This is a genomic window from Candidatus Clostridium eludens (assembly GCF_045310515.1).
GTDB lineage: Bacteria > Bacillota > Clostridia > Clostridiales > Clostridiaceae > Clostridium_B > Clostridium_B eludens.
Genome location: NZ_JBJHZX010000058.1, coordinates 1 through 20,291, shown reverse-complemented (window position 1 = coordinate 20,291; position 20,291 = coordinate 1). Strand labels below are relative to the sequence as shown.

The 20,291-nt window shown below is 31.4% G+C and carries 18 protein-coding genes; 14 read left to right on the top strand and 4 right to left on the bottom strand.

The window, feature by feature from the left end:
• Nucleotides 1–58: 58 nt before the first annotated feature.
• A complete protein-coding gene (locus ACJDU8_RS22895; protein ID WP_406794502.1) occupies nucleotides 59–226 on the bottom strand; it encodes a hypothetical protein in 168 nt (55 codons plus the stop codon).
• Between the two features lie 26 nt (nucleotides 227–252).
• Nucleotides 253–1,245: a LacI family DNA-binding transcriptional regulator gene (locus tag ACJDU8_RS22890; protein ID WP_406794501.1), complete on the bottom strand. Its 993-nt coding sequence runs from the start codon at nucleotides 1,243–1,245 to the stop codon at nucleotides 253–255.
• A 517-nt stretch (nucleotides 1,246–1,762) separates the two neighbouring features.
• Between ACJDU8_RS22890 and ACJDU8_RS22885 the strand changes: the two genes are divergently transcribed.
• From ACJDU8_RS22885 to ACJDU8_RS22840, 10 genes are all read left to right on the top strand, one after another.
• Entirely contained in the window at nucleotides 1,763–2,575 is an 813-nt protein-coding gene (locus tag ACJDU8_RS22885; protein WP_406794500.1) for an acyl-CoA dehydratase activase, read from the top strand.
• 72 nt (nucleotides 2,576–2,647) lie between these two features.
• Nucleotides 2,648–3,823, top strand: a complete 1,176-nt coding sequence (locus ACJDU8_RS22880) for a 2-hydroxyacyl-CoA dehydratase subunit D (RefSeq protein WP_406794499.1) — start codon at nucleotides 2,648–2,650, stop codon at nucleotides 3,821–3,823.
• Between the two features lie 18 nt (nucleotides 3,824–3,841).
• Nucleotides 3,842–4,681 (top strand): ABC transporter ATP-binding protein, encoded by an 840-nt coding sequence (locus tag ACJDU8_RS22875; protein ID WP_406794498.1) that lies wholly within the window; start codon nucleotides 3,842–3,844, stop codon nucleotides 4,679–4,681.
• Between the two features lie 13 nt (nucleotides 4,682–4,694).
• Nucleotides 4,695–5,573 (top strand): ABC transporter permease, encoded by an 879-nt coding sequence (locus tag ACJDU8_RS22870; protein ID WP_406794497.1) that lies wholly within the window; start codon nucleotides 4,695–4,697, stop codon nucleotides 5,571–5,573.
• Nucleotides 5,574–5,610: 37 nt separating this feature from the next.
• Complete coding sequence (locus ACJDU8_RS22865; protein WP_406794496.1) at nucleotides 5,611–7,017, top strand: 2-hydroxyacyl-CoA dehydratase subunit D; 1,407 nt, start codon at nucleotides 5,611–5,613, stop codon at nucleotides 7,015–7,017.
• Nucleotides 7,018–7,239: 222 nt separating this feature from the next.
• Nucleotides 7,240–8,301, top strand: coding sequence for an aliphatic sulfonate ABC transporter substrate-binding protein (locus tag ACJDU8_RS22860; RefSeq protein ID WP_406794495.1), 1,062 nt, complete (start codon nucleotides 7,240–7,242; stop codon nucleotides 8,299–8,301).
• A 224-nt stretch (nucleotides 8,302–8,525) separates the two neighbouring features.
• The gene (locus ACJDU8_RS22855; protein WP_406794494.1) at nucleotides 8,526–9,785 is read left to right on the top strand and encodes an MFS transporter; all 1,260 of its coding nucleotides are present in this window, start codon (nucleotides 8,526–8,528) and stop codon (nucleotides 9,783–9,785) included.
• A gap of 69 nt (nucleotides 9,786–9,854) precedes the next feature.
• Nucleotides 9,855–10,676: a nitroreductase family protein gene (locus ACJDU8_RS22850; RefSeq protein WP_406794493.1), complete on the top strand. Its 822-nt coding sequence runs from the start codon at nucleotides 9,855–9,857 to the stop codon at nucleotides 10,674–10,676.
• 74 nt (nucleotides 10,677–10,750) lie between these two features.
• The gene (locus tag ACJDU8_RS22845) at nucleotides 10,751–11,506 is read left to right on the top strand and encodes a sulfite exporter TauE/SafE family protein (protein ID WP_406794492.1); all 756 of its coding nucleotides are present in this window, start codon (nucleotides 10,751–10,753) and stop codon (nucleotides 11,504–11,506) included.
• A 183-nt stretch (nucleotides 11,507–11,689) separates the two neighbouring features.
• Nucleotides 11,690–12,139: a putative ABC transporter permease gene (locus ACJDU8_RS22840; protein ID WP_406794491.1), complete on the top strand. Its 450-nt coding sequence runs from the start codon at nucleotides 11,690–11,692 to the stop codon at nucleotides 12,137–12,139.
• A gap of 161 nt (nucleotides 12,140–12,300) precedes the next feature.
• On the opposite strand, the gene ACJDU8_RS22835 is transcribed toward ACJDU8_RS22840, so the two are convergent.
• Together ACJDU8_RS22835 and tlp are read right to left on the bottom strand one after the other, a co-directional pair.
• Nucleotides 12,301–13,305, bottom strand: coding sequence for a DUF3231 family protein (locus ACJDU8_RS22835; RefSeq protein ID WP_406794490.1), 1,005 nt, complete (start codon nucleotides 13,303–13,305; stop codon nucleotides 12,301–12,303).
• A 217-nt stretch (nucleotides 13,306–13,522) separates the two neighbouring features.
• Nucleotides 13,523–13,750: a small acid-soluble spore protein Tlp gene (gene tlp, locus ACJDU8_RS22830; protein ID WP_406794489.1), complete on the bottom strand. Its 228-nt coding sequence runs from the start codon at nucleotides 13,748–13,750 to the stop codon at nucleotides 13,523–13,525.
• A 250-nt stretch (nucleotides 13,751–14,000) separates the two neighbouring features.
• Between tlp and ACJDU8_RS22825 the strand changes: the two genes are divergently transcribed.
• The 4 genes from ACJDU8_RS22825 (at nucleotide 14,001) to ACJDU8_RS22810 (ending at nucleotide 20,030) form a co-directional block, all read left to right on the top strand.
• On the top strand, nucleotides 14,001–14,813 hold the full coding sequence (locus tag ACJDU8_RS22825; RefSeq protein WP_406794488.1) for a polysaccharide deacetylase family protein: 813 nt from the start codon (nucleotides 14,001–14,003) through the stop codon (nucleotides 14,811–14,813).
• 222 nt (nucleotides 14,814–15,035) lie between these two features.
• Complete coding sequence (gene rarD, locus ACJDU8_RS22820) at nucleotides 15,036–15,941, top strand: EamA family transporter RarD (RefSeq protein ID WP_406794487.1); 906 nt, start codon at nucleotides 15,036–15,038, stop codon at nucleotides 15,939–15,941.
• 285 nt (nucleotides 15,942–16,226) lie between these two features.
• On the top strand, nucleotides 16,227–17,945 hold the full coding sequence (locus ACJDU8_RS22815; protein ID WP_406794486.1) for a methyl-accepting chemotaxis protein: 1,719 nt from the start codon (nucleotides 16,227–16,229) through the stop codon (nucleotides 17,943–17,945).
• A gap of 759 nt (nucleotides 17,946–18,704) precedes the next feature.
• Entirely contained in the window at nucleotides 18,705–20,030 is a 1,326-nt protein-coding gene (locus tag ACJDU8_RS22810; protein WP_406794485.1) for a sensor histidine kinase, read from the top strand.
• Nucleotides 20,031–20,291 lie beyond the last annotated feature (261 nt).

Sequence of the window (20,291 nt, the reverse complement as noted above, 5' to 3'; positions counted from 1 at the left end):
AGCGTCATTTAGGCGCTGGAAGTATTACGCCCTTATAGGGCTGAGCAAGCCACCTCTTTTAGGGGTGGTCATGACTAAAACTGTTTATCTTTAAAATATCAATTATTTTTCCCAGCACTTTTGGAAATAGTGATTGTATATAAGAAGATAAAATCATAAAGAATACTCCTGTAATATAGGAAATTTTATATTTTTTTATAAAATCCCAAATTATATTATTTGTCATGAAATTTACCTCCCAAAGTTATGAAATTAAATTTTTCTTACAGAATCTCTCTCAATTAGAGATGTATATATTGAGATGTTTTCTTTGGGCTTATAGGGATCATTAATCTTTTTTAATAATAAATCTACAACAACTTCACAAGAATACTCAATATTTAAATCCACAGTAGTGAGGGATGGTACAGTCAGTGATGAAATTTGCGTATTTCCTGTACCTATAATAGATACATCTTTTGGTACGTTAATATTAATATTATGAAAAATTTTTATAAGCTCTAAGGCAGCAAAGTCAGTATTACATATCATTGCAGTTGGTCTATTTTCTTTATTGAATAATTTAATGATTTTATCTTTGTAATCATTTTTCATATCTATAAAGAATTCATTTTTCATTTTAATACCGTTTTCTTCCAGACAAGTGCTTATTCCCATGAGTATTTCTTTATTTCGAAATAATTCATGCATATCTTCTAAGTAACCTATATTTTTATGGTTATTTTCTATTAAATATTTACATTGTTTATAGGCACTGTTACTAAAGTTAAACCAGACAGTGTCATAGTCGTAAGATGGGGAATAACCTGAATATATGACTAGGTTGTTGATTTTAGTATTTATAAAATCAACATATTCATGATTGAATCTTCCGAGTAAGATTACACCATCATATTGTGTTCCTCTAGATAATTTATAGGGGAGATACATTTTATCTTGCCTATCCTTATCAACAAATTCCAGGTCACATTGTGCACGTGTTTGTTGAAGTATTTTTTCTATACTCTGAACTTTAATACTAAAATCAGTAACGTCATTAATTAAAGGTTTTTTATGAAGAACTAATATATTTACACTAGATGTTTTTTTACATTTTGTGTATTTTAGTTCTCTGGCTTTTTCTAGTATTTTATTTCTTAACTCTTCGCTTACCCCCGACTGGCCAGATAATGCTCTACTTACTGACATATTAGATATTCCAAGATTATCGGCAATATGCGAGATGGTAATTTTATTTTCTTTCAAAATTAATACCTCCTAATTTTATGCAAATATATTATACCTAATATAAAATAATATTGCAATGAAAAAGATTGATTTTTAACGTTAGAAATAATCATTTTTAACGTTAATATTTTATTTTAAATAAATTAAAATAAAATATTGACATTGATAATTTATATTATTATTGTAAGATACAATAAGCGTTAAAAATTGAATTTAAGAAGAGCAGTTTAATATTTATACTGTATTATATACGTTACAAAATTCATATATATAACGTATGTTGATAAAGTGCCGATTTTTAATTTGTGATTTAGATTTAGTAGTCTATTTAATTAAAGCTCAAATTAAACGTAAGCTAACTTAATATATAAGAGGCTTAATTTTTCATATTAAAATTTGATATGGAGGATTAAGTCTTTTTATATTAACACTAATTTATAAGGTATTAAACTATTCAGCAAAAATATTGATATGCTAATATTCAAAGTTTGGGGCTTAACTATAAATAATATATTATAACGAGGAGAGAGTTAAAATGTCAAATGTAACAGCTTTTGCAGGAGTGGATGTTGGTTCACTGGGAACAAAAACAGTAATTTTGGTGGATGGAGAGATTGCTGGGTTTAGTATACTTCGTACTGGACCTAACACTGAGGAAAATGGACTGAATGTTTTAAATACTGCCCTTGAAAATGCAGGCCTTCAGCGTGAAAATTTAAAATATATTGTTGCTACAGGATATGGCAGGATTTCTGCACCTTATGCCAATAAAACCGTTACTGAAATAACTTGTCATGCTAAAGGGGCCAATTATGTTCATCCACAAACCCGAACTATTATCGATATGGGGGGGCAAGATTGTAAGGCTATTCGATTGGATGAACACGGTAATGTAACAGATTTTGCTATGAATGATAAATGTGCTGCAGGAACAGGGCGTTTTCTTGAAGTTATGGCAAATGTATTAAAAGTGACCTTGGATGAATTGGGGCCATTATCTTTAAAAGCAACTGAAATATTGCCTATCAGCAGCACCTGCACCGTATTTGCGGAGTCGGAAACTGTTTCTTTGTTAGCACGTGGTGAAAAAGCGGAGAATATCATTGTCGGTATTCATCATGCCATTGCCAATAGAATCAGTGGTATGTTTTCAAGGGTAGGGATTGAAACTGATCTCTTTTTCTCTGGGGGGGTAGCAAAGAATATAGGGATGAGAAAAGCATTGGAAGATGTGTTGAAAATTAAGATTGCTCCTCCAGAAAAGGATCCTCAATTGGTGGGGGCAATCGGTGCGGCTGTTCTGGCACAAAATTCATGGAAAAAGTTAAAAAAATTGGACAAAGTTTAAGAATATCCTGTGATATTATAACAAGAAAAATTGACATTCCAAAATTAATAAAGGAAGCAGAAAGGAGAAAAAATGAGTTTGTTGACACTTAAAAAAATAAATGAGGCGGTAAAGCATCGTTCTGCAGAACTGGAGAAGGCCAGGGTTGAAGGGAGAAAAGTCGTTGGTTGGTTAAATTATAATGTTCCTGAGGAATTAATTTATGCACTGGATTTGATTCCTATACATTTAGGTACTGGAGGAAACGATCGTCTGGTGGAATTAGGAGCACGCTATATTTCAGTAATGAATTGTGTTTTTACCCGCCAGGTGATAGGACTTTTTTCAGAGGGCAGCGATCCGTACATAAAAAATACAGATGTAGTAGTAGTAGACGTCACCTGCAAGCAGTTATATCGTGTTGCGGAGATAATAAAGCATTATTTTTCTATAAACACTGAGATAATTGGAGTTCCTTATAATTTTGATGTCCCCGCAGGTAAAACTTATTTTCGTAATGAGATTAAAGCGTTCACAGAAAAATTAGAAAAAATTGCAGGGAAAAAAATTGAGCAAGAAAAATTACAGAAATCGGTGGAGATCTATAAAGAAATTCGTAAATTGGTTAAAGAGCTTTATAAATGGCAAGCTGAACCTAGTGCACCAATTTCCTGGCGAGAGGTATATGAGGTCGTCCAAGCAGGATATTATCTTAATAAAGAAATCTATCTAGGTTTATTAAGAGAACTTCTGGTGGAACTTACAGATGCTGTACCTAGCAAACAAGTTTCAGCAGAAGATCCAAGAATTTTTGTTTCTGGAAGTATTATTCCACCAGGAGATAGGAAAATTCTAGATATAATTGAGGAAAAGGGAGGACGAATTGTTATTGATGATCTTTGGTCAGGTTTTGCACCTTATTTTGATACAGAAATAGAAGAACCTAGTATTGAGGGAATAAGCGATGCTTATATATTAAGGTATACTCATGCCTCCTTGCCTCATCTTAAGAGTGATACAGACAGAAGGTTAAAAAATATTCGTAGACTTATCAAAGATTTTGAAGTCAATGGAGTTTTATTTCACACTTTAAGATATTGTGATTCGTTTACTTTCAAGGCAAATGAGACAAAAAATGTTTTGAAAAATGACGGTATTCCGTTTTTAGAGATTCATACCGAATATGCTGGTTCAGATTATGGAGCTATAGGGACACGAATTGAAGCTTTTGTAGAAATGTTAAAAATAAGAACTCTCAATATTGTTTAGTATGGGGGGTGCGGGCAAATGATAAAAATACAAGCAGAAAATATTGAAAAGAAATTTCAACTTAAAGCTAATCAACGAATTTATTTAAATAATAATAAAACAGGAGAAATTCAAGTTTTAAAAGATTTGAATCTTTCTATAAAAAAAGGAGAGTTTATCACAATCGTAGGTCCCAGCGGATGTGGCAAGTCTGTATTTCTTGATATGGTTGGAGGATTAACCAAGATATCCAGTGGAAATGTATTTCTTGATGGAAAGAAAATAAATGGTCCTGATCCTCAAGTAGGATATGTTTTTCAACAATATGCTCTTCTACCATGGAGAACGGCTATATCAAATATTGAATACCCCTTAGAAATAAGAGGAGTTGATTCTGAAAAGCGAAAAGAAAAGGCAAAAAAGTTGATATCACTCATCGGATTAAGTGGTTTTGATAAATGGCTGCCTTATCAACTTTCTGGAGGAATGCAGCAGCGTGTTGCAATTGCAAGATCCCTTTCTACTGATCCTGAGGTATTATTGATGGATGAACCATTTGCCGCCCTTGATGCTCAAACGAGAGAGTTACTTCAAGAGGAACTTTTAAGAATTTGGGAAGGGATAAGAAATACTGTCATTTTTGTTACTCATAGTATAGAAGAAGCCATCTTTCTTGCCGACAGGGTAGTTGTTATGACTGCAAGGCCTGGCAGAGTGAAATATATCATTGATATTCATCTCTCAAGACCAAGAGGAGAAAATATTAGAGCCAGTAGGGAATTTGGAGCTTATAGACATAAAATTTGGGAAGCTTTAAAGGATGAGGTTAATAAAGCTCAAAAAGATTGGAAATTGTCTACAAGTAATAATGGAAGATAAAGGAGGAGAAAATATGTTAAATAAAATAGGGAAAGAACAAAATAATATCTCTTATGATGAAAATTCTAACATTATTTTGGATGAATCCAGTGGTCAATTAAGTAAGATCATTAATCTAAAAGGAAAAATTGGTTCTTTTCTTTTAGGAGTTCCTCTTGTAGTGCTGTTCTTTCTTATATGGGAGATTGCTCCGAGAGTTGGGATTCTTAGTCCTATTTTCTTTCCGCCTTTTTCGAAGGTGGTTCGTGCATTATTAGATCTTATTCTAACAGGAGAACTACAAACTAATATTATTGCCAGCATTTCTAGGGCTTTTATTGGGTTTTTGTTTGCAGTTATTGTAGCTGTACCTTTAGGTTTTATTATGGGACGCTATAGTCTATTCGAAAAGATTATGGATTTATTAATTCAAGGATTACGTAATACTTCCCAATTTGCTCTCCTTCCGGTATTTATTATGTTACTTGGTATTGGAGAAGCATCAAAGATTGCAATGACTTTTAATGCAGCAATATGGGTTATTTTAATAAATACTATTAGCGGAGTAAAGGGTGTAGATCCTTTATTAATTAAATCGGCAATATCAATGGGAACATCTGATAGAGAGCTTTTAAAAAATATAATATTTCCAGCAAGTTTTCCATCCATTGTAACTGGAGTTCGTTTGGGTATTAAATCTTCAATTATGTCCATAATTGCAGCTGAAATGCTTGGTGCCAAATCAGGAATTGGTTTCCTTATTCAAAATTCACAGTTAACGTATAGAATTCCACAAATGTATGCAGGAATTTTAGTTCTTACTATATTAGGAGTAATTCTTAATTATTCTCTTGTTTGGATAGAAAAAAAAGCTACATCTTGGAAGACACAAGATGGGGATGTAACTTTCTAAATAACACAAAATCAAATTTTAAAAAGGAGAAAGTAAAATGAGTAGTGAATTAAAAACAAAAAATGTTTTCAAATTTCCACAAAGTATAAAAGAAGAGTTTGTTAAAACCCCTGGAATTCATTTCAAGGATGGAACTTATGTAAGTTCAGAAGAAATTTGGGATTTTATGACGGTTAAGGCCCCTATCAGATTTCCCTATGCTTATAGTCTTGAAAAAAATTATCAAAGTCGGTTATCCAGAGATGTTCAATTTTTTAGTGGAATTAAACATTCATATTTGAATCTAACTTTCAGAGATCGTTTATTAAAAGCTCATTCCAATGGGACTCCAATAGTTCATGTACAGGGAGGACAAACAGTTGATCCTTATTTCGCTGCAGGGGCTATTCCAGTTGTTCCAGGACCACTACGAGGATGGGCAAGAGATATGGAAGAAGGTCTGGATGTAAGAGCGGCAGGTAGACGTGCAATGAAGATCATGGAATCAGGACGTCAGACCATCTCTATAGAATGTTGTAATAACCCTATTGGTTCAATTGAAGCAATCCGTCAAAAACTTGTTCCTGTAGATCTAATTGCACCGTATCTTTGCTTGCGATGCACGGATATTGCTTATGTTCTTGAGTCCTATCGAACGAGTATCAAAGATATTCCTTTGCATTTTATAGATTTTCCAGTAACCAGAGATAAGAAATGGACTGTTGAGTATGTTGCTGAATTGATATATGAATTAGTAAAAAAGCTGGGTGATTTAAGGGGTGTTACTATTACCAATGAGGATTTGTGGAAAGAAATAAAACTGGAAAATAGAGGGCGTAAATTAGCTCGTGAAACAGTGGAAAGTATATGGAAAGCAAAAAAATTTCCTGTTATAAGTACAGATTTATCTAGCATCATTACTTCAGGGAGATTTGATCGTGGTGATTCTTTAGCTAGTACGGAATTTTTAGAGCAAGCTAATAAGGAAGTTAAAGAAAGAGTTAGTAAGGGAATTAAAGGTGCAGACTTGCCAGATAAACCTGTTAAAATTCTTTCCGTTGGATCATGTTTTGGACTTAGGGCTGATTTTGTGGAAGAAAAAGGAGGTGTTATCGTTGGTACAGACGATCATTTAAGTAAGATATATGCAGATGTTGTAGAGTATGGGGATCCTTATGAAGAAATTGCTAAATCCATATTATCATATAAATATGAGCAACCTACAGAACAGAGAGCCCAATATGTTATTGATTTGGTTCGTGAATCTAAAGCTGATGGTGTGGTTTGCGGATATAACTGGGGATGTAATTATCAATCTGCTTCTTCACGTATGATTGCTGATATTGTAAAAAAAGAAACAGGAGTCCCAACAATCAATATTGAAGTTGCAGAATTAGGATTATTGGAAGGAAATGAGCAAACGCAGAATCGACTTGAGGCATTTATAGAAATGTTGAATAATTAATATTTATTTTATATTCGTATGCATCAAAATTATGAGATTAAAATTAATAAGGTGCCAGTACACTTTTACTAGAGCCTAAAAATTCAGTTTAGATTAATCAATGATTTAATAATTTGACTAGCTCAACGGGTTAATTATACCCATAAATTTTACTTTGGTAATCAGGGAAACCTGAGAGAATGAGTCAATATATTAAAGATTATAGAGGGAGATGAATAAATAATGTTAAAAAGCAGAAAATCCATATGGGTTGTATCGATTATTGTTGTTATTGCTTTAGTAGTAGCAGGCACTTTATTTTATACTGAAGTGCAAAATAATGCTGGAGCACAGCAAAGTGATAAAGTAGAAGAAAAGATTAATGTAATAAGAATTGGAAGTACAGCTCCGGGACATTTCAAATTCATCTTAAGCCAACAAAAAAAACTATTAGATGATGAGTTTAAAAAAGATGGTATAAAAATCGAGTATCATACTTTTGATGGCGGACAAAGCGTTATGACAGCTCTAGCAACTGGAAGTTTGGATATTGCTTATACCGGTACCGATCCAGCTGTACGTACTGCGGCTTCAGGGGCAGATGTAAACTTGATAGGAATTTCGAGTTTTGATAAAAATGGAGCATCCTACATTGCTGTTAAAAAAGATTCTCCAATACAATCAGTTAAAGATCTTAAAGGGAAGAAAGTTGCTTTTTTAACTGGAACAATGAGACATGCAACTATTGCTAAAGCATTAAAAGCAGAAGGACTTTCCTTAAATGATATTCAGGGAGTTAATCTAGCTTTTGATGCTTCTGGCCCTGCTTTAATTCGAGGAGATATAGATGCGGTTGTTGAAGGTCTTAGTACTTTTGCTCCTTTACTAAACACTGGTAGTATAAGGATTATTCTTGACGGTTCAAAACACCCAGAATGGTCAACCCCCAGTGCTATTTCCGCTAATGGTAGTTTTGTGAAAAATCACCCTGCGCTGGTAAAAAGATTATTAAAGGTTGACCTTGCAACTTCTAGGTGGGCTGACGATAATTATGAAGAAGCCATTAAGGTTTTTGCAGAAGGGACAAAGCAGACTGTAGAAGCGGTCAAGTTAAACTATCCAAATAAGAAATTTTATCAGGACCCTAAGATTACAGAAGAAGCTATAAATGCTTTTAAATCGGAAGAGGATTTCTTAAAAGAAGCTAAACTTGCAACTGGAAGTGTGGATTATAAAAAGTGGATAAATAGTAGTTTTGTTGATGGGTCATATACGGAACAAAGTAAAAAATCTACAAGAAAATAAAGTGATTTTTTATGTATCGGTAAAGTTTATTGTTATTTTAATTATGAAATATAAAGAATAAGGCACTGTATAACTAGATTTTACTAGTCTTATAGGGTCTTACTTTTTCTGTGTTTCTTAATATAATAGAATTATTGAAATGTTTAGTTTGTAAACTACACTTCAATTTTAAAATAAAAATTATGTGTTAGTTTTTCAATACTAAAATTTAGGAGGAAATTTAAGTGATATCAGTGGGAGAATTGCTGGGAGAAAAGCTGCTAGTAAAGAAAATATCAAATAGAATTAGTAAAGGTTTTCCGGCTTTAAAGCATAAATATTTCAGATATTTTTTAGCTGGACAATGTGTATCTCTTATGGGGACTTGGATGCAAAGAACAGCCCAACAGTGGGTTTTTTATAATATTACTAAATCAGCATTTTTACTTGGAATTTTAGGAGTTTTTCAATTTGCTCCAATGCTGCTGTTTTCTCTTTTTGCAGGTGTTTTTGTTGATAGATTCCCTAAAAAAAAGCTTTTATTAATAACACAATTTCTACAAATGATGCAGGCATTTGTATTTGCTGCATTAATATGGTCAGGACATATAAAATATTGGCATGTCTTAATATTAGCAGGTATCTATGGTATTGTTCAAACTTTTGATATGCCCACAAGACAATCCTTCTTTATAGAATTGGTAGGCAAAGATGATTTAATAAGTGCTATAGGAATGAACTCTACTATTGTAAATATAGCAAGAATATTAGGGCCTGCACTTTCGGGTATTATATTACTTAAATTGGGACCTACTTTTTGTTTTCTTATTAATGGTTTTAGCTTTATAGCTGTTATTATAGGATTAATTAACATTAAGTCTTATTATGCAAGTATAAGAAAGGAAAGATGTAATATTATGGGGGATATTATAAATGGCTTGAAATACATTGAGTCACAAAAGACAATACTTGCTGCAGTAATATCAATGCTTTTCGTTGGCACTTTTGCATTTAATAATGAGGTGATTATACCTGTTTATGTGACGGAAGTTTTACATAAATCTGCTGGAGTTTATAGTACACTTCTATCGGCTTCTGGTATAGGTGCTCTAATCGGATCTATAAAATTTGCTTCAAATACAAAAAGAAGATCAAATATAATATGTATTAGTGCTTTAATTTTATCAATGTGTTTAATAGTTCAAGGTTTCATTCATACATATTATGTTTCTATATTTATATTAATAGTATATGGATTCTTTAATATAGTCTTTATGGCATCAGTTAATTTTACAATTCAAATAAATTCAAGTGATGAATATAGAGGAAGAACAGTAAGTGTTTATAGTCTGGTGCTTGTTGGAACAACTCCAATTGGAAATTTATTTGCAGGTACAGTAGCTCAATATTTAGGCCCTAATACTAGTTTCCTGCTTTGTGGTATAATAACCCTAATATCAATGTTTTTTATTCTCTTTAAATTTAAAGAGGTTTTTTATTCGTAAAATAAATAAAAAAATTGTGCCATAAAGAAAGTCATTCTTTATGCGTGATTTCAAGAGGAGTGGGTTATTATGATGAAAGTAAATGTTGAAAAATGTATTGGTTGTGGAAAGTGTGCTCAAGATTGTTTTCTAAAGGATATAGAAATAGTTGATGGTAAAGCAAAGGCTAATAATACGGCCTGTATTAAATGTGGACATTGTATTGCTGTGTGCCCTAAAGATGCAGTAGTTACTGATGAGTATAATATGGAAGATGTAAAGAGTTATAACAAAGAAGAATTTAGTGTGGATCCAGATAACTTATTAAATTTTATTAAGTTCAGGAGAACTATAAGACAATTTAAAGACAAAAAGGTTGAGGAAGGAAAAATATTAAAAATCATTGAGGCTGGAAGATTTACTCAAACTGCAAGTAATCTGCAAGATGTTTCATATATAGTTGTAAGAGAAGGACTGCAAAAGCTTAAATCTCTAACATTAGAAGCATTAAAGGAAATGGGAGAAAAGGTATTAGATAATTTAGGTCCTCAGACAATGATATATAAGAAGTATGCTCCAATTTGGATAGAGATGTATGAAGAATACCAAGAAAATCCTAGATTGAATGATAGACTATTTTTTAATGCACCGGTAGTAATAATTGTAACAGCTAACTTAGAGATTAATGGGGGATTGGCCTCTTCAAATATGGAGCTTATGACAAATGCTCTAGGACTTGGAACATTTTTCAGTGGCTTTTTTACAAGAGCTGCACAAATGAATGAAAAGATCAGAGGTTTTCTGGGAGTTGAGCAGGGAAAACAAATAGTATCATGTATGGTAATAGGATATCCTAATGTGGAATATTTGAGAACTGTGCCAAGAAAAGAAGCAAATATTTGTTGGAAATAAGGACTTAATGGTATAATCTACATGTAGGTTATATAATGTCCGTGAGTCTTTACAAATTAAATGGGGGAATTGTTATGACGGTAAAAATTATATTTTTGTGTATTGGAGGATTTATTGCTGCTTTTGTAGATTCCATAGCAGGAGGAGGAGGTATAATAAGCCTTCCAGTTTTTTTAATGTCTGGAATTCCCCCGCATCTGGCACTTGGCACAAATAAATTTTCATCAAGTTGTGCTTCTTTTACTAGCTCCATAAAATTTGCACAATCCGATAAAGTAGATTTTAAAATATTAAAATTTCTAATTCCCTTTACTTTAGTGGGATCTATAATAGGTACTCACACTGTACTAAACATTAGTGTTAAATATTTGAATACTATAGTATTTGTACTTCTGCTAATAGTGAGTACATACAGTATATTCTCTAAAACTGTGGGGATGGAGGATAAATTTAAAGAACTAAATAAAAAATCTATATTTTTAGGTATTTTGTTAGCTTTTGGACTAGGCTTTTATGATGGATTCTTTGGTCCTGGGACAGGCTCCTTTTTAATATTTGGACTCATTTATATATTTAAGTTTGATTTTGTACGTGCTGCCGGAAATGGGAAAGTTTTAAATTTTATAAGCAACATATCTTCATTAATGGTATTTGTCATTAATGGGCAAATTAATTACACATTTGGAATACCTGTGGCTATCTCTATGGTTATAGGTGCCAGAGTTGGAACAAAAGCAGCCTTGGCTAAAGGTGTTAAACTGATAAAGCCTATATTTATAGTTATGTCTTTAGGACTAGCGGTAAAAGTATTCTATGGAATAATAAAGTAATATATAATTGCTAAGAGATAAAGTCTGGAAAAGATCCAGATGGAGAAAAGTATTTCTTATGACAAAACTCCATCTGAACTTAAGAATCACTTCATCATAGGTATATATTGGTAACTTCACTAATATAGATGAAATAAATGCTGTAAATTAGGTGCAGTTATTCTAATATAGAGGGTGATATAAGTGAAAAATAAAGTATATAAGGATATAATTTTAATATTTATAATGGGTGCGTTATATATGGTTCTTGAAGGTATGTGGCGTGGATGGACTCATATAAGTATGTTAGTAGTGGGAGGAATAAGTGCCTTTTTAATAGGTAGATTAAATGAACATCCAGCTTTCTATGACCGTAAAATGTGGCAGGAGTGCATCATAGGCACTGCTATAATACTTATTTTGGAATTTACTTCAGGCATGGTATTAAATGTATGGCTAAAACTTAATATATGGGATTATTCTGATACATGGGGTAATTTATATGGACAGATATGTATACCATATGCAATATTATGGTTTATACTAGTACCATTTTGTGTATTTGTGGATGACTATTTAAGATATAAGCTATTTGGTGAGAAAAAACCACTTGAATTATTACAGAATTATGAAGATTTATTTACAGGTAATTAGAAATTATAGATACTATTTTATTTTAAAATGTTTTGTTAATCTAGGACAGTAAAATTAATAAGAAAAAGGCTTTCTAAGATCTTTTTCTTATTAATTAATTATTTAAAGTGTATGGAATATGACCATATTTGAATAATAAGAATTAAGATGTTTTGAAAATATCAAACCTTTGCGAGATTTTCATGTCTTATTGCTTGTGGAGGCTGCTGCAGCCATCTATTGTCGATCATAATGTCTACACCATCTTTAGAATACTTCATAATGTCATCTAGGTATTTCATATAAATAGTCTTTAAGTCACTTCTCATTGTATCGGCTAGTGCCATACCTATACTGCCTATCTTTATTCTATACATTATAAAAATTTTACTTAACATAAACTTATCTGAAAAGGGTGAAACTGTGGAGTCAGTTACATATGAATCTGAGGAACTTCCAATTGGAATACCTTCATCTATTAAGAGTGAGGTTAGGTCATTATGTTGTTTAGTTGCAAGGGCTGTAACTTTTGATATATAATTGGAAACTTTTTTGTCTTTACATACCTGGCCAAAACCAACTAATAAAGCTTTTCTTATCATAGTATCATTGGTGATGCAAAAAATATGATTTATTTCATCTGCCAATAAAGCTCTCTTTTTTCCAAAACTATCTAAGATAAAATTATTACTTTTTATATATTGAACTTCTTTAGATACTTCTATATGAGGCGCCTTAATAAAAATACCCTTTGATAAGCTCAATTCTGCAGATTTGTTACAAAGGTCAATACTTTCTCGAATACATTTTGAAAAGTAATTTCTAATATCAGAACGTGCTATACGATCTAAAAGCATACTATAGCTGCGTATTTCTGACCTTGCCTTGTATAATACATACTGTAAGTAGAGAGTGTCAGTAAATAAACGTGGAGCATTTATATCAACATCATTATCTGTGAAACCTTCTGGTAAAGGTAGTTTCTCCTGATTAAATAAGTTAGTCAATACTTTAATACGTTCATTGGACAAATTTAGGGTGTGATCCAAAATAGCACGAATTTCATTATCATCAACTCTGTTAAAAAAATATTTAAGCAAGTGTAGAACTAGATTCTCACCCATATAAGAGTTCCAAATACCTGATATTTCTGATGAAACTAATGGCATTTTTGTAGTATTTGTCATTCATATAACCTCCAATATAAAAGTAATCATTAAGATTAATATTCCCAACTATTTTTATTAAATACTTATAACTTAATGGATTTGGTGCTTTCTTTATGTTAAAAATTTAGCAATCTTAGTTTCATGACTATGTGAATTTACCATTACTCATCAAAAAACAATCACCTGCAAACAGCTATTTAAGCTACCTACAGGCGATAGTGGATATGTGCAGTTTTTATTTATATTCATTCTTTTTGTCTATTGCTTCATCTTTAATTTCTGATTTTAGAGAATTAAGAGATCTTTCTCTTCTCTTATTTTTTTCTATGAGTGTTTTTTTTGTTTTTTCATCATCTGTTTTTTCAATCATTTCTTCTGCAAGTCTAATATTTTCAATATTATTACTAATGTTATGTTGAATTCTATCTACATTATCTCTTCTATCATCTGGCTTACTTTTCATAATTTTATATCTCCTTTCTAAAAATTAGTGTTACCATGGGAAAAAATTTTTATTCAAATTTCAATATGGAAGGTACGCACAAATGACCCTGTGCACTTTTAAACTTCATATCTGTGCGTCTGTGTATCATAATATCAGGGCAAACTGTTCTGTAATTAATAATTAAATAAAATTAACACAAATTAGTAGATTGTATAAATTAGAAGATGTATAATTTGTATTAGTAAAACATAGGGGGCATGGTATATTTATGAAGATATACAAAATACCTAAAAGGAGTACACTGATAATCGGGGTATTACTTTTATTTTTGTATTTAATTGGATTTATCATAGGAGAAGAAATATGCAGCAGGCAATTGCTTTGGACAAAAACTGATAATAACAAGAAGATTGAAAAATATGTTAATAAGAGAGAAAGTAAAGTGCAGGCTGTTAATACAAAAGATTTAATTGAATTCAATCCATATAAATCAGATGGGAGGAAGGTGGTTTATTTAACCTTTGATGATGGACCTTCAGCAAATAATACTCCTAAAATATTGCAGATCTTAAAAAATTTTAATATAAAAGCTACATTTTTTTTGATTGGACAAAATGCGGAGAAAAATAAAGATATTGTAAAAGAGGAGGCATCAGAAGGTAATGTAGTTGAGAATCATACTTATTCCCATAACATGAGTTATATATACTCAGATCCAAAAGTATTTATAAGTGATGTGAATAAATGTAATGAAGTATTAAAGTCTATTCTGGGCAGTAATTATAATTCAAAACTTATAAGGTTTCCAGGAGGTTCTTTTGGTAAAAAATTGGAACCCTTTAGAGAAGAAGCAAAAAGAGATGGATATCGTTATGTGGATTGGAATGATTTAACAGGTGATGCTGAATATAATAGAGTACCTGTAGACAAATTAGTTAGTAATGTAGAGAGATACGCTAACCAAGAACATCTAGTTGTGTTAATGCATGATGCACCAGCTAAAGTTACTACGGTACAAGCGCTTCCAGAAGTAATAGAATATTTTAAAGCAAAAGGATATATATTTGAAACATTAAAGTAGGGTGTACTATAAAATATCAGTCGGCGATGGTTAATGGCCATCCATTGAATACTAGAGAAAAATCTTCTTCTAATCTTTTGAGACTTCACGTGTGATTTTTTAAGTTTAAAAATTGCTTTGTGTTTTAAAAAGTATCTCTAAAAACTTATGAAAAGAATAGAAATTTATTGTATAATGAAAAAATGGATTTACGAAGGAAAGATAAATAGAGGGGGAAAGTAGATGCGTAATAAAAAGACTGCCGGTGTGATATATGCAGTTGCTGCATATACATTATGGGGTATTTTGCCTATATACTGGAAGTTGATAAATAGTGTATTTTCAATAGAGATTTTATCTAATAGAATTGTGTGGGCTTTTGTATTTATGGTTATAATTATTGCATTAACTAAACAATGGGGAGAATTTAAGTGTATAGTTAGAGATAAGAGACAAATGTTATATATCTTTATTGCATCAATTCTGATTACGTTTAATTGGGGATTATATATTTGGGCTGTTAATTCGGATAAGATTGTAGATTCAAGTCTAGGGTATTATATTAATCCATTATTTGCAGTGGCTCTGGGTATAGCAATTTTCAAGGAAAAGCTGAATTATTGGCAGGGAGCTGCGCTTTTTACTGCTTCTATTGGTGTCATAATTAAAACCTTGCAGTATGGTAAAATTCCGTGGATTTCATTAGGACTAGCTATTTCCTTTGGATTATATGGTGCAATGAAGAAGTTTGTTAGAGCTAATTCTGTAGTTGGCCTAACCCTGGAAACAATTATAATTACTCCAATTGCCCTAGCATATATAGCATTAAGGCAGTTTAGTGGCGTGGGTGCTTTTCAGCGCGAAGGTGCAGTAGTAATACTTCTTCTTATAGGCTCTGGTGTAGTTACAGCGGTTCCACTACTGCTTTTTGCAAGTGGAGCAAAAAGGCTCCCTATGTCAGTGATTGGCTTCACTCAATATATTTCCCCAACCATAAGCCTGATTATTGGAATTTTTGTGTATCATGAAAGTTTTACGGCTGTGGATATGGTGAGTTTTGGTTTTATATGGATGGCACTAGCTATATATTCTCTTTCACAAATGGGTCTGTATAAGAGTCTAAAGGGAGATATAGGACAGATTAACTGAAAGTTGCTAAGGTAAATATAAATTTATAGAGTATAGATAGTACATATCTTAGCCTAATAAAGCTGAGAAATTAAAGGATATAACATAATTTGCTGTAGTTTCTTTACAGGAAGTTTTTTATTTTGGCTGATTAGAAAACTAGAGGTCGAGTTTCGTTTAAACTAGGAAAGATCGATGTAAGTTAATTTTATATGAACATGTAGAATAGAAAAGGAATATATAAAAATATGTCGAATATTTTAAGGACATAAGAACATTAGTAAATTAATGGAGGCTTAAAATATTATGGCATGGTTTAAAAACTTAAAAATGGTAACAAAATTAGTAGCATGTTTTTTGTTTGTAGCAGTATTTATTATAATTGTTGGGGCAGTTGGAGCATATGGTATTAAAACAGATAGACAAAATATTAATGATATTTTTAACGGTAATCTTAAGACAATAGACAATTTACATACTATGAAGGAAAATCTTAAAGACAATCAACTAAACTTAACTCGCATGTTAAGTGAAAAAGATTCACAACAAATACAACAAATTAATAAAAAGATAAAGGCTGTTGATACATCAACTAGTAATGCTATTAAAGAATATGAGAATGAAAATGCAGATTCAACATATGCAGAAAAACAAATATTTACTCAGTATCAAAATAGTAGGAAAAATTACCTAGATTTTCGTAATCAATTAATACAATTAATGATTGATGGAAAATATGATGAAGTAACGCCATTGGTATTGAAAGTCCAAGGAGCAGAAGAGCCAATGGTTGATTCACTGGATAAGCTAATCGCTTTCAATCAGAATGAATCAAAACAGACATATGAAAGAATCAATACTAGTTCTCAACATGTACTTCATATCTCAATTATTATAACTTTCATAGGTATAATATTAGGAGTTTTTTTGGGCATAGTGTTAGCTATGTATATATCTAAACAACTAAAAAAAGTATTGGTTTTTTCAAAAGCTCTTGAAAATGCTGATTTAACTCAAACAATTAATGTGGATACTACAGATGAAATAGGAAAAGTAATTGAAGCATTAAATAAGGCATCTGAAGGTATGAGAAATCTTATGTCACAAGTAATTAACAGCTCAGAAATTATAAGTTCATCAAGTGAAGAGTTTTCTGCCTCAATCCAGGAATTAACATGTAAGTTTGAAAATATTGATAACGGAACAAAAAGTATGGTAAGTGCAATAGAGACAACCAGCACGGTAACTGAAGAAATAACTGCTTCAATGGAGGAAGTTGATTCAAGTATCAATGAATTATCAGGAAAGGCTATGGAAGGAAGTAATAATGCCAACCAGGCTAAATTAAGGGCTACTAGTATACAGGAAAAAGGAAAGAAAGCAATAGAAAAAACACAGAAATTATATGAAGAAAAGAGACAGAAAATGTTACAAGCTATTGAAGATGGCAAAATAGTGGATACTATAAGGGTTATGGCAGACACTATTGGAAGCATAGCGGAACAGACAAATTTACTTGCACTTAATGCGGCTATAGAAGCTGCAAGAGCAGGAGAACAGGGAAAGGGATTTGCAGTAGTAGCAGAAGAAGTAAGAATGTTGGCAGAACAATCTTCAGAGGCAGTAACAGGTATTCAGGATACTATAGTAAAAGTTCATGAAGCATTTAAAAATCTCTCTGACAACAGTAATGAAATATTAGGATTCATAAAAGAAAATGTAAGTCCGCAATTAGAGGCTTTTGAAGATGTAGCAGGTCAGTATAATAATGATGCGGATTTTATAAGTGCAATGTCAGATGAAATAGCATCTATGGCAGAGGAGCTTGCGGCAACTGTAAATCAAGTTAGTGAAGCAGTACAGGATATGGCAGAAACTGCACAGAAGTCATCTGCAGATGCAGAAACCATAGAAGATAGTATTAACAAAGCTGCTAATGACATAGAACAAGTGGCGAATTCAGCGCAAATCCAGGCAGAAATGGGTCAAAAGCTTGATGAAATTATACATAAGTTTAAAATATAAATAAAGTCATAATGTTGTTATATTGGTTACTAACTAAGGCCACATACTAGATATTGATTTTAGTATGTGGCCTATTATTCCATAAATATCAAAGTTCTGAATTTTTTCCACAGCAAGTGGTTTTACAGTCTTAACAATATATTAATTATAACAGGTAGTACGTAATATATGCAGCGCTAAAAGTAAGGATTCAGGTAAAGAAATGTATGGAAATACGATGAGAATGTGCTATCTAATATTTTTTGAATTTGAATAGAAACACTAAGACATGAATTCGATGGTTGAAACAATATTAAGATTCTTTATGTTTAATTCCAGTACAAATTTAGGATATTTGAAGCAAGACTAACCACCAATTATTTAAATTTATTACTAATATAGTTATTTAATCAACATTAATTGGTCAAAACATATATTTTGTATAGTTACCATAACATATACTTAAAAAATATGAAAATATTTCATGGATAAATGTAATATTAAGTTCAAATATGAATTTTATGTATATATATTATATAGTTATTATATAATGTGTATGTAGAAAATTCAATTAAATTATATATAAATTACATTTACGCTTCGACAAAATTATACAAAATATATGTTTTGTTTTAATATATATACCTGTTTTTTAGCTTTTATTTTTATGTAGTTTAACAATTGATTACTTAAGCCATTGTGGAATTATTCGTGTATGGTAAAAATGTAGTGTCAAAAAATTAGCAACTAGTACAATAAATCATAATTGGAGGTAATGTTATGAATATCCTTAAAAAAGTTAATAATATTGAGAAAAGTGAGAAAGATAAAATAATAAAGCTGCGTAAACATCAGTTAGAAACTATAATTGAAAATATGCCTGATGCTTTTCAGGTCTATAATAAAGAAGGTTATATTATTCTATCAAATGCCGCAGCACGTGAATTATATCCTGAATTAAATACTCAAAGAACAATAAAAGAAGCTGATGATTGTCTCAAGTATTACGATTTAGATAATAATATTATACTTCCAGATAATTTTCCAACAAGGCGGGCATTTGAAGGTGAAAAAGTTAAGAACGAAAGAATAGTTATTAGACAACACCATAAAATTCAGATTGTAGAGGTCAATGCTACTCCTATTTTTGATGAAGAAGATGACTTGGCTTATGTAGTGGTGTCTTACCATGATGTTTCAGAATTCATAAAGAATCAGGAAGAGATTAAAGCTCAACAAGAAAAACTATTGAATACAGAGAAGGGGAAAAATGAAGCTCTTAAAAAAATAATAAAGTCTAAGGATGAATTTTTTTATCTTATGACTCATGAGTTCAAAACTCCTATATCAGTTATAAATTTGGCATTGCAGGCAATTGATTTGATGTACAAAGGGGATCTAACTGAAAAGGTGGCTAAATATTTAAATACTGTTAAGCAAAATGTTAATAGGCAACTTCGTTTGGTTAATAATTTACTTGATATTGGTCGTATAAATTCAGGCCACTTAAAGATGAATAAAAACTATTTTAACATTGTGTATGTTATTGAGACAATTGTAAATTCAGTTCAATTATATGCACAGCAAAAGAATGTGATATTGAAATTCAATACTAATTTATCAAGAAAGGATATTTATTCTGATGAGGAAAAGCTAGAACGAATTCTACTTAATTTATTATCTAATGCTTTAAAGTTTACTCCAGGTGGAAAATCAATTACTGTAACCCTTTCTACAAGGAAATATAAAAATAAAGATATGATTTCTATAGATGTACAAGATGAGGGGTTAGGAATACCTCTAGACAAACAAAAAACTATTTTTGAACGTTTTGGACAGGTTGATAGTAATTTGTCACGTCAAGCTGAAGGTACTGGCCTAGGGCTACACCTTGTCAAACTTCTTGCTAACTCTCTTGATGGTGAAATATTATTAAATAGTACAGTTGGAAAAGGCAGCGTTTTTACAGTATTATTCCCATTAAGTAAATCTAAAAGCTGTTATGAGGAAACTGCAGCTAACGAAATCAGTGACCAGTTCTTTAATGGTGATAATCGGATTATCCAATCGGCCGCAGTTGAATTCTCAGATATATATTCCCAGTAAAGTGAAATGAGAGAATGAAATGTTAAGCTTGTGTAAATTAATATTTATAATACAATACATATGGAAATTTAAAGTGTTGAGATAAATATAAGGTAGATAAGCTCCAGAGTATTCCTATTTTTATCAGCTTAAATAATAGGCAAAGTTTTAATAATTATGGATTAAGAAACACATTCTTAATCTATAATTATGTTTTAACAAGTTGAAGGTACTTTAGTGCCTGAAACTAAAAACCGCCTGCTATGCGGGTGAGATTAAATG

Excerpts from the sequence above, each read along its gene's own strand:
- ACJDU8_RS22845 (WP_406794492.1), top strand. The coding sequence starts at position 10,751 with ATGACGGTAAAAATTATATTTTTGTGTATTGGAGGATTTATTGCTGCT.
- ACJDU8_RS22835 (WP_406794490.1), bottom strand. The coding sequence starts at position 13,305 with ATGACAAATACTACAAAAATGCCATTAGTTTCATCAGAAATATCAGGT.
- ACJDU8_RS22880 (WP_406794499.1), top strand. The coding sequence starts at position 2,648 with ATGAGTTTGTTGACACTTAAAAAAATAAATGAGGCGGTAAAGCATCGT.
- ACJDU8_RS22885 (WP_406794500.1), top strand. The coding sequence starts at position 1,763 with ATGTCAAATGTAACAGCTTTTGCAGGAGTGGATGTTGGTTCACTGGGA.
- tlp (WP_406794489.1), bottom strand. The coding sequence starts at position 13,750 with ATGAAAAGTAAGCCAGATGATAGAAGAGATAATGTAGATAGAATTCAA.
- ACJDU8_RS22810 (WP_406794485.1), top strand. The coding sequence starts at position 18,705 with ATGAATATCCTTAAAAAAGTTAATAATATTGAGAAAAGTGAGAAAGAT.
- ACJDU8_RS22850 (WP_406794493.1), top strand. The coding sequence starts at position 9,855 with ATGATGAAAGTAAATGTTGAAAAATGTATTGGTTGTGGAAAGTGTGCT.
- ACJDU8_RS22825 (WP_406794488.1), top strand. The coding sequence starts at position 14,001 with ATGAAGATATACAAAATACCTAAAAGGAGTACACTGATAATCGGGGTA.
- ACJDU8_RS22875 (WP_406794498.1), top strand. The coding sequence starts at position 3,842 with ATGATAAAAATACAAGCAGAAAATATTGAAAAGAAATTTCAACTTAAA.
- rarD (WP_406794487.1), top strand. The coding sequence starts at position 15,036 with ATGCGTAATAAAAAGACTGCCGGTGTGATATATGCAGTTGCTGCATAT.
- ACJDU8_RS22895 (WP_406794502.1), bottom strand. The coding sequence starts at position 226 with ATGACAAATAATATAATTTGGGATTTTATAAAAAAATATAAAATTTCC.
- ACJDU8_RS22870 (WP_406794497.1), top strand. The coding sequence starts at position 4,695 with ATGTTAAATAAAATAGGGAAAGAACAAAATAATATCTCTTATGATGAA.
- ACJDU8_RS22860 (WP_406794495.1), top strand. The coding sequence starts at position 7,240 with ATGTTAAAAAGCAGAAAATCCATATGGGTTGTATCGATTATTGTTGTT.
- ACJDU8_RS22865 (WP_406794496.1), top strand. The coding sequence starts at position 5,611 with ATGAGTAGTGAATTAAAAACAAAAAATGTTTTCAAATTTCCACAAAGT.
- ACJDU8_RS22815 (WP_406794486.1), top strand. The coding sequence starts at position 16,227 with ATGGCATGGTTTAAAAACTTAAAAATGGTAACAAAATTAGTAGCATGT.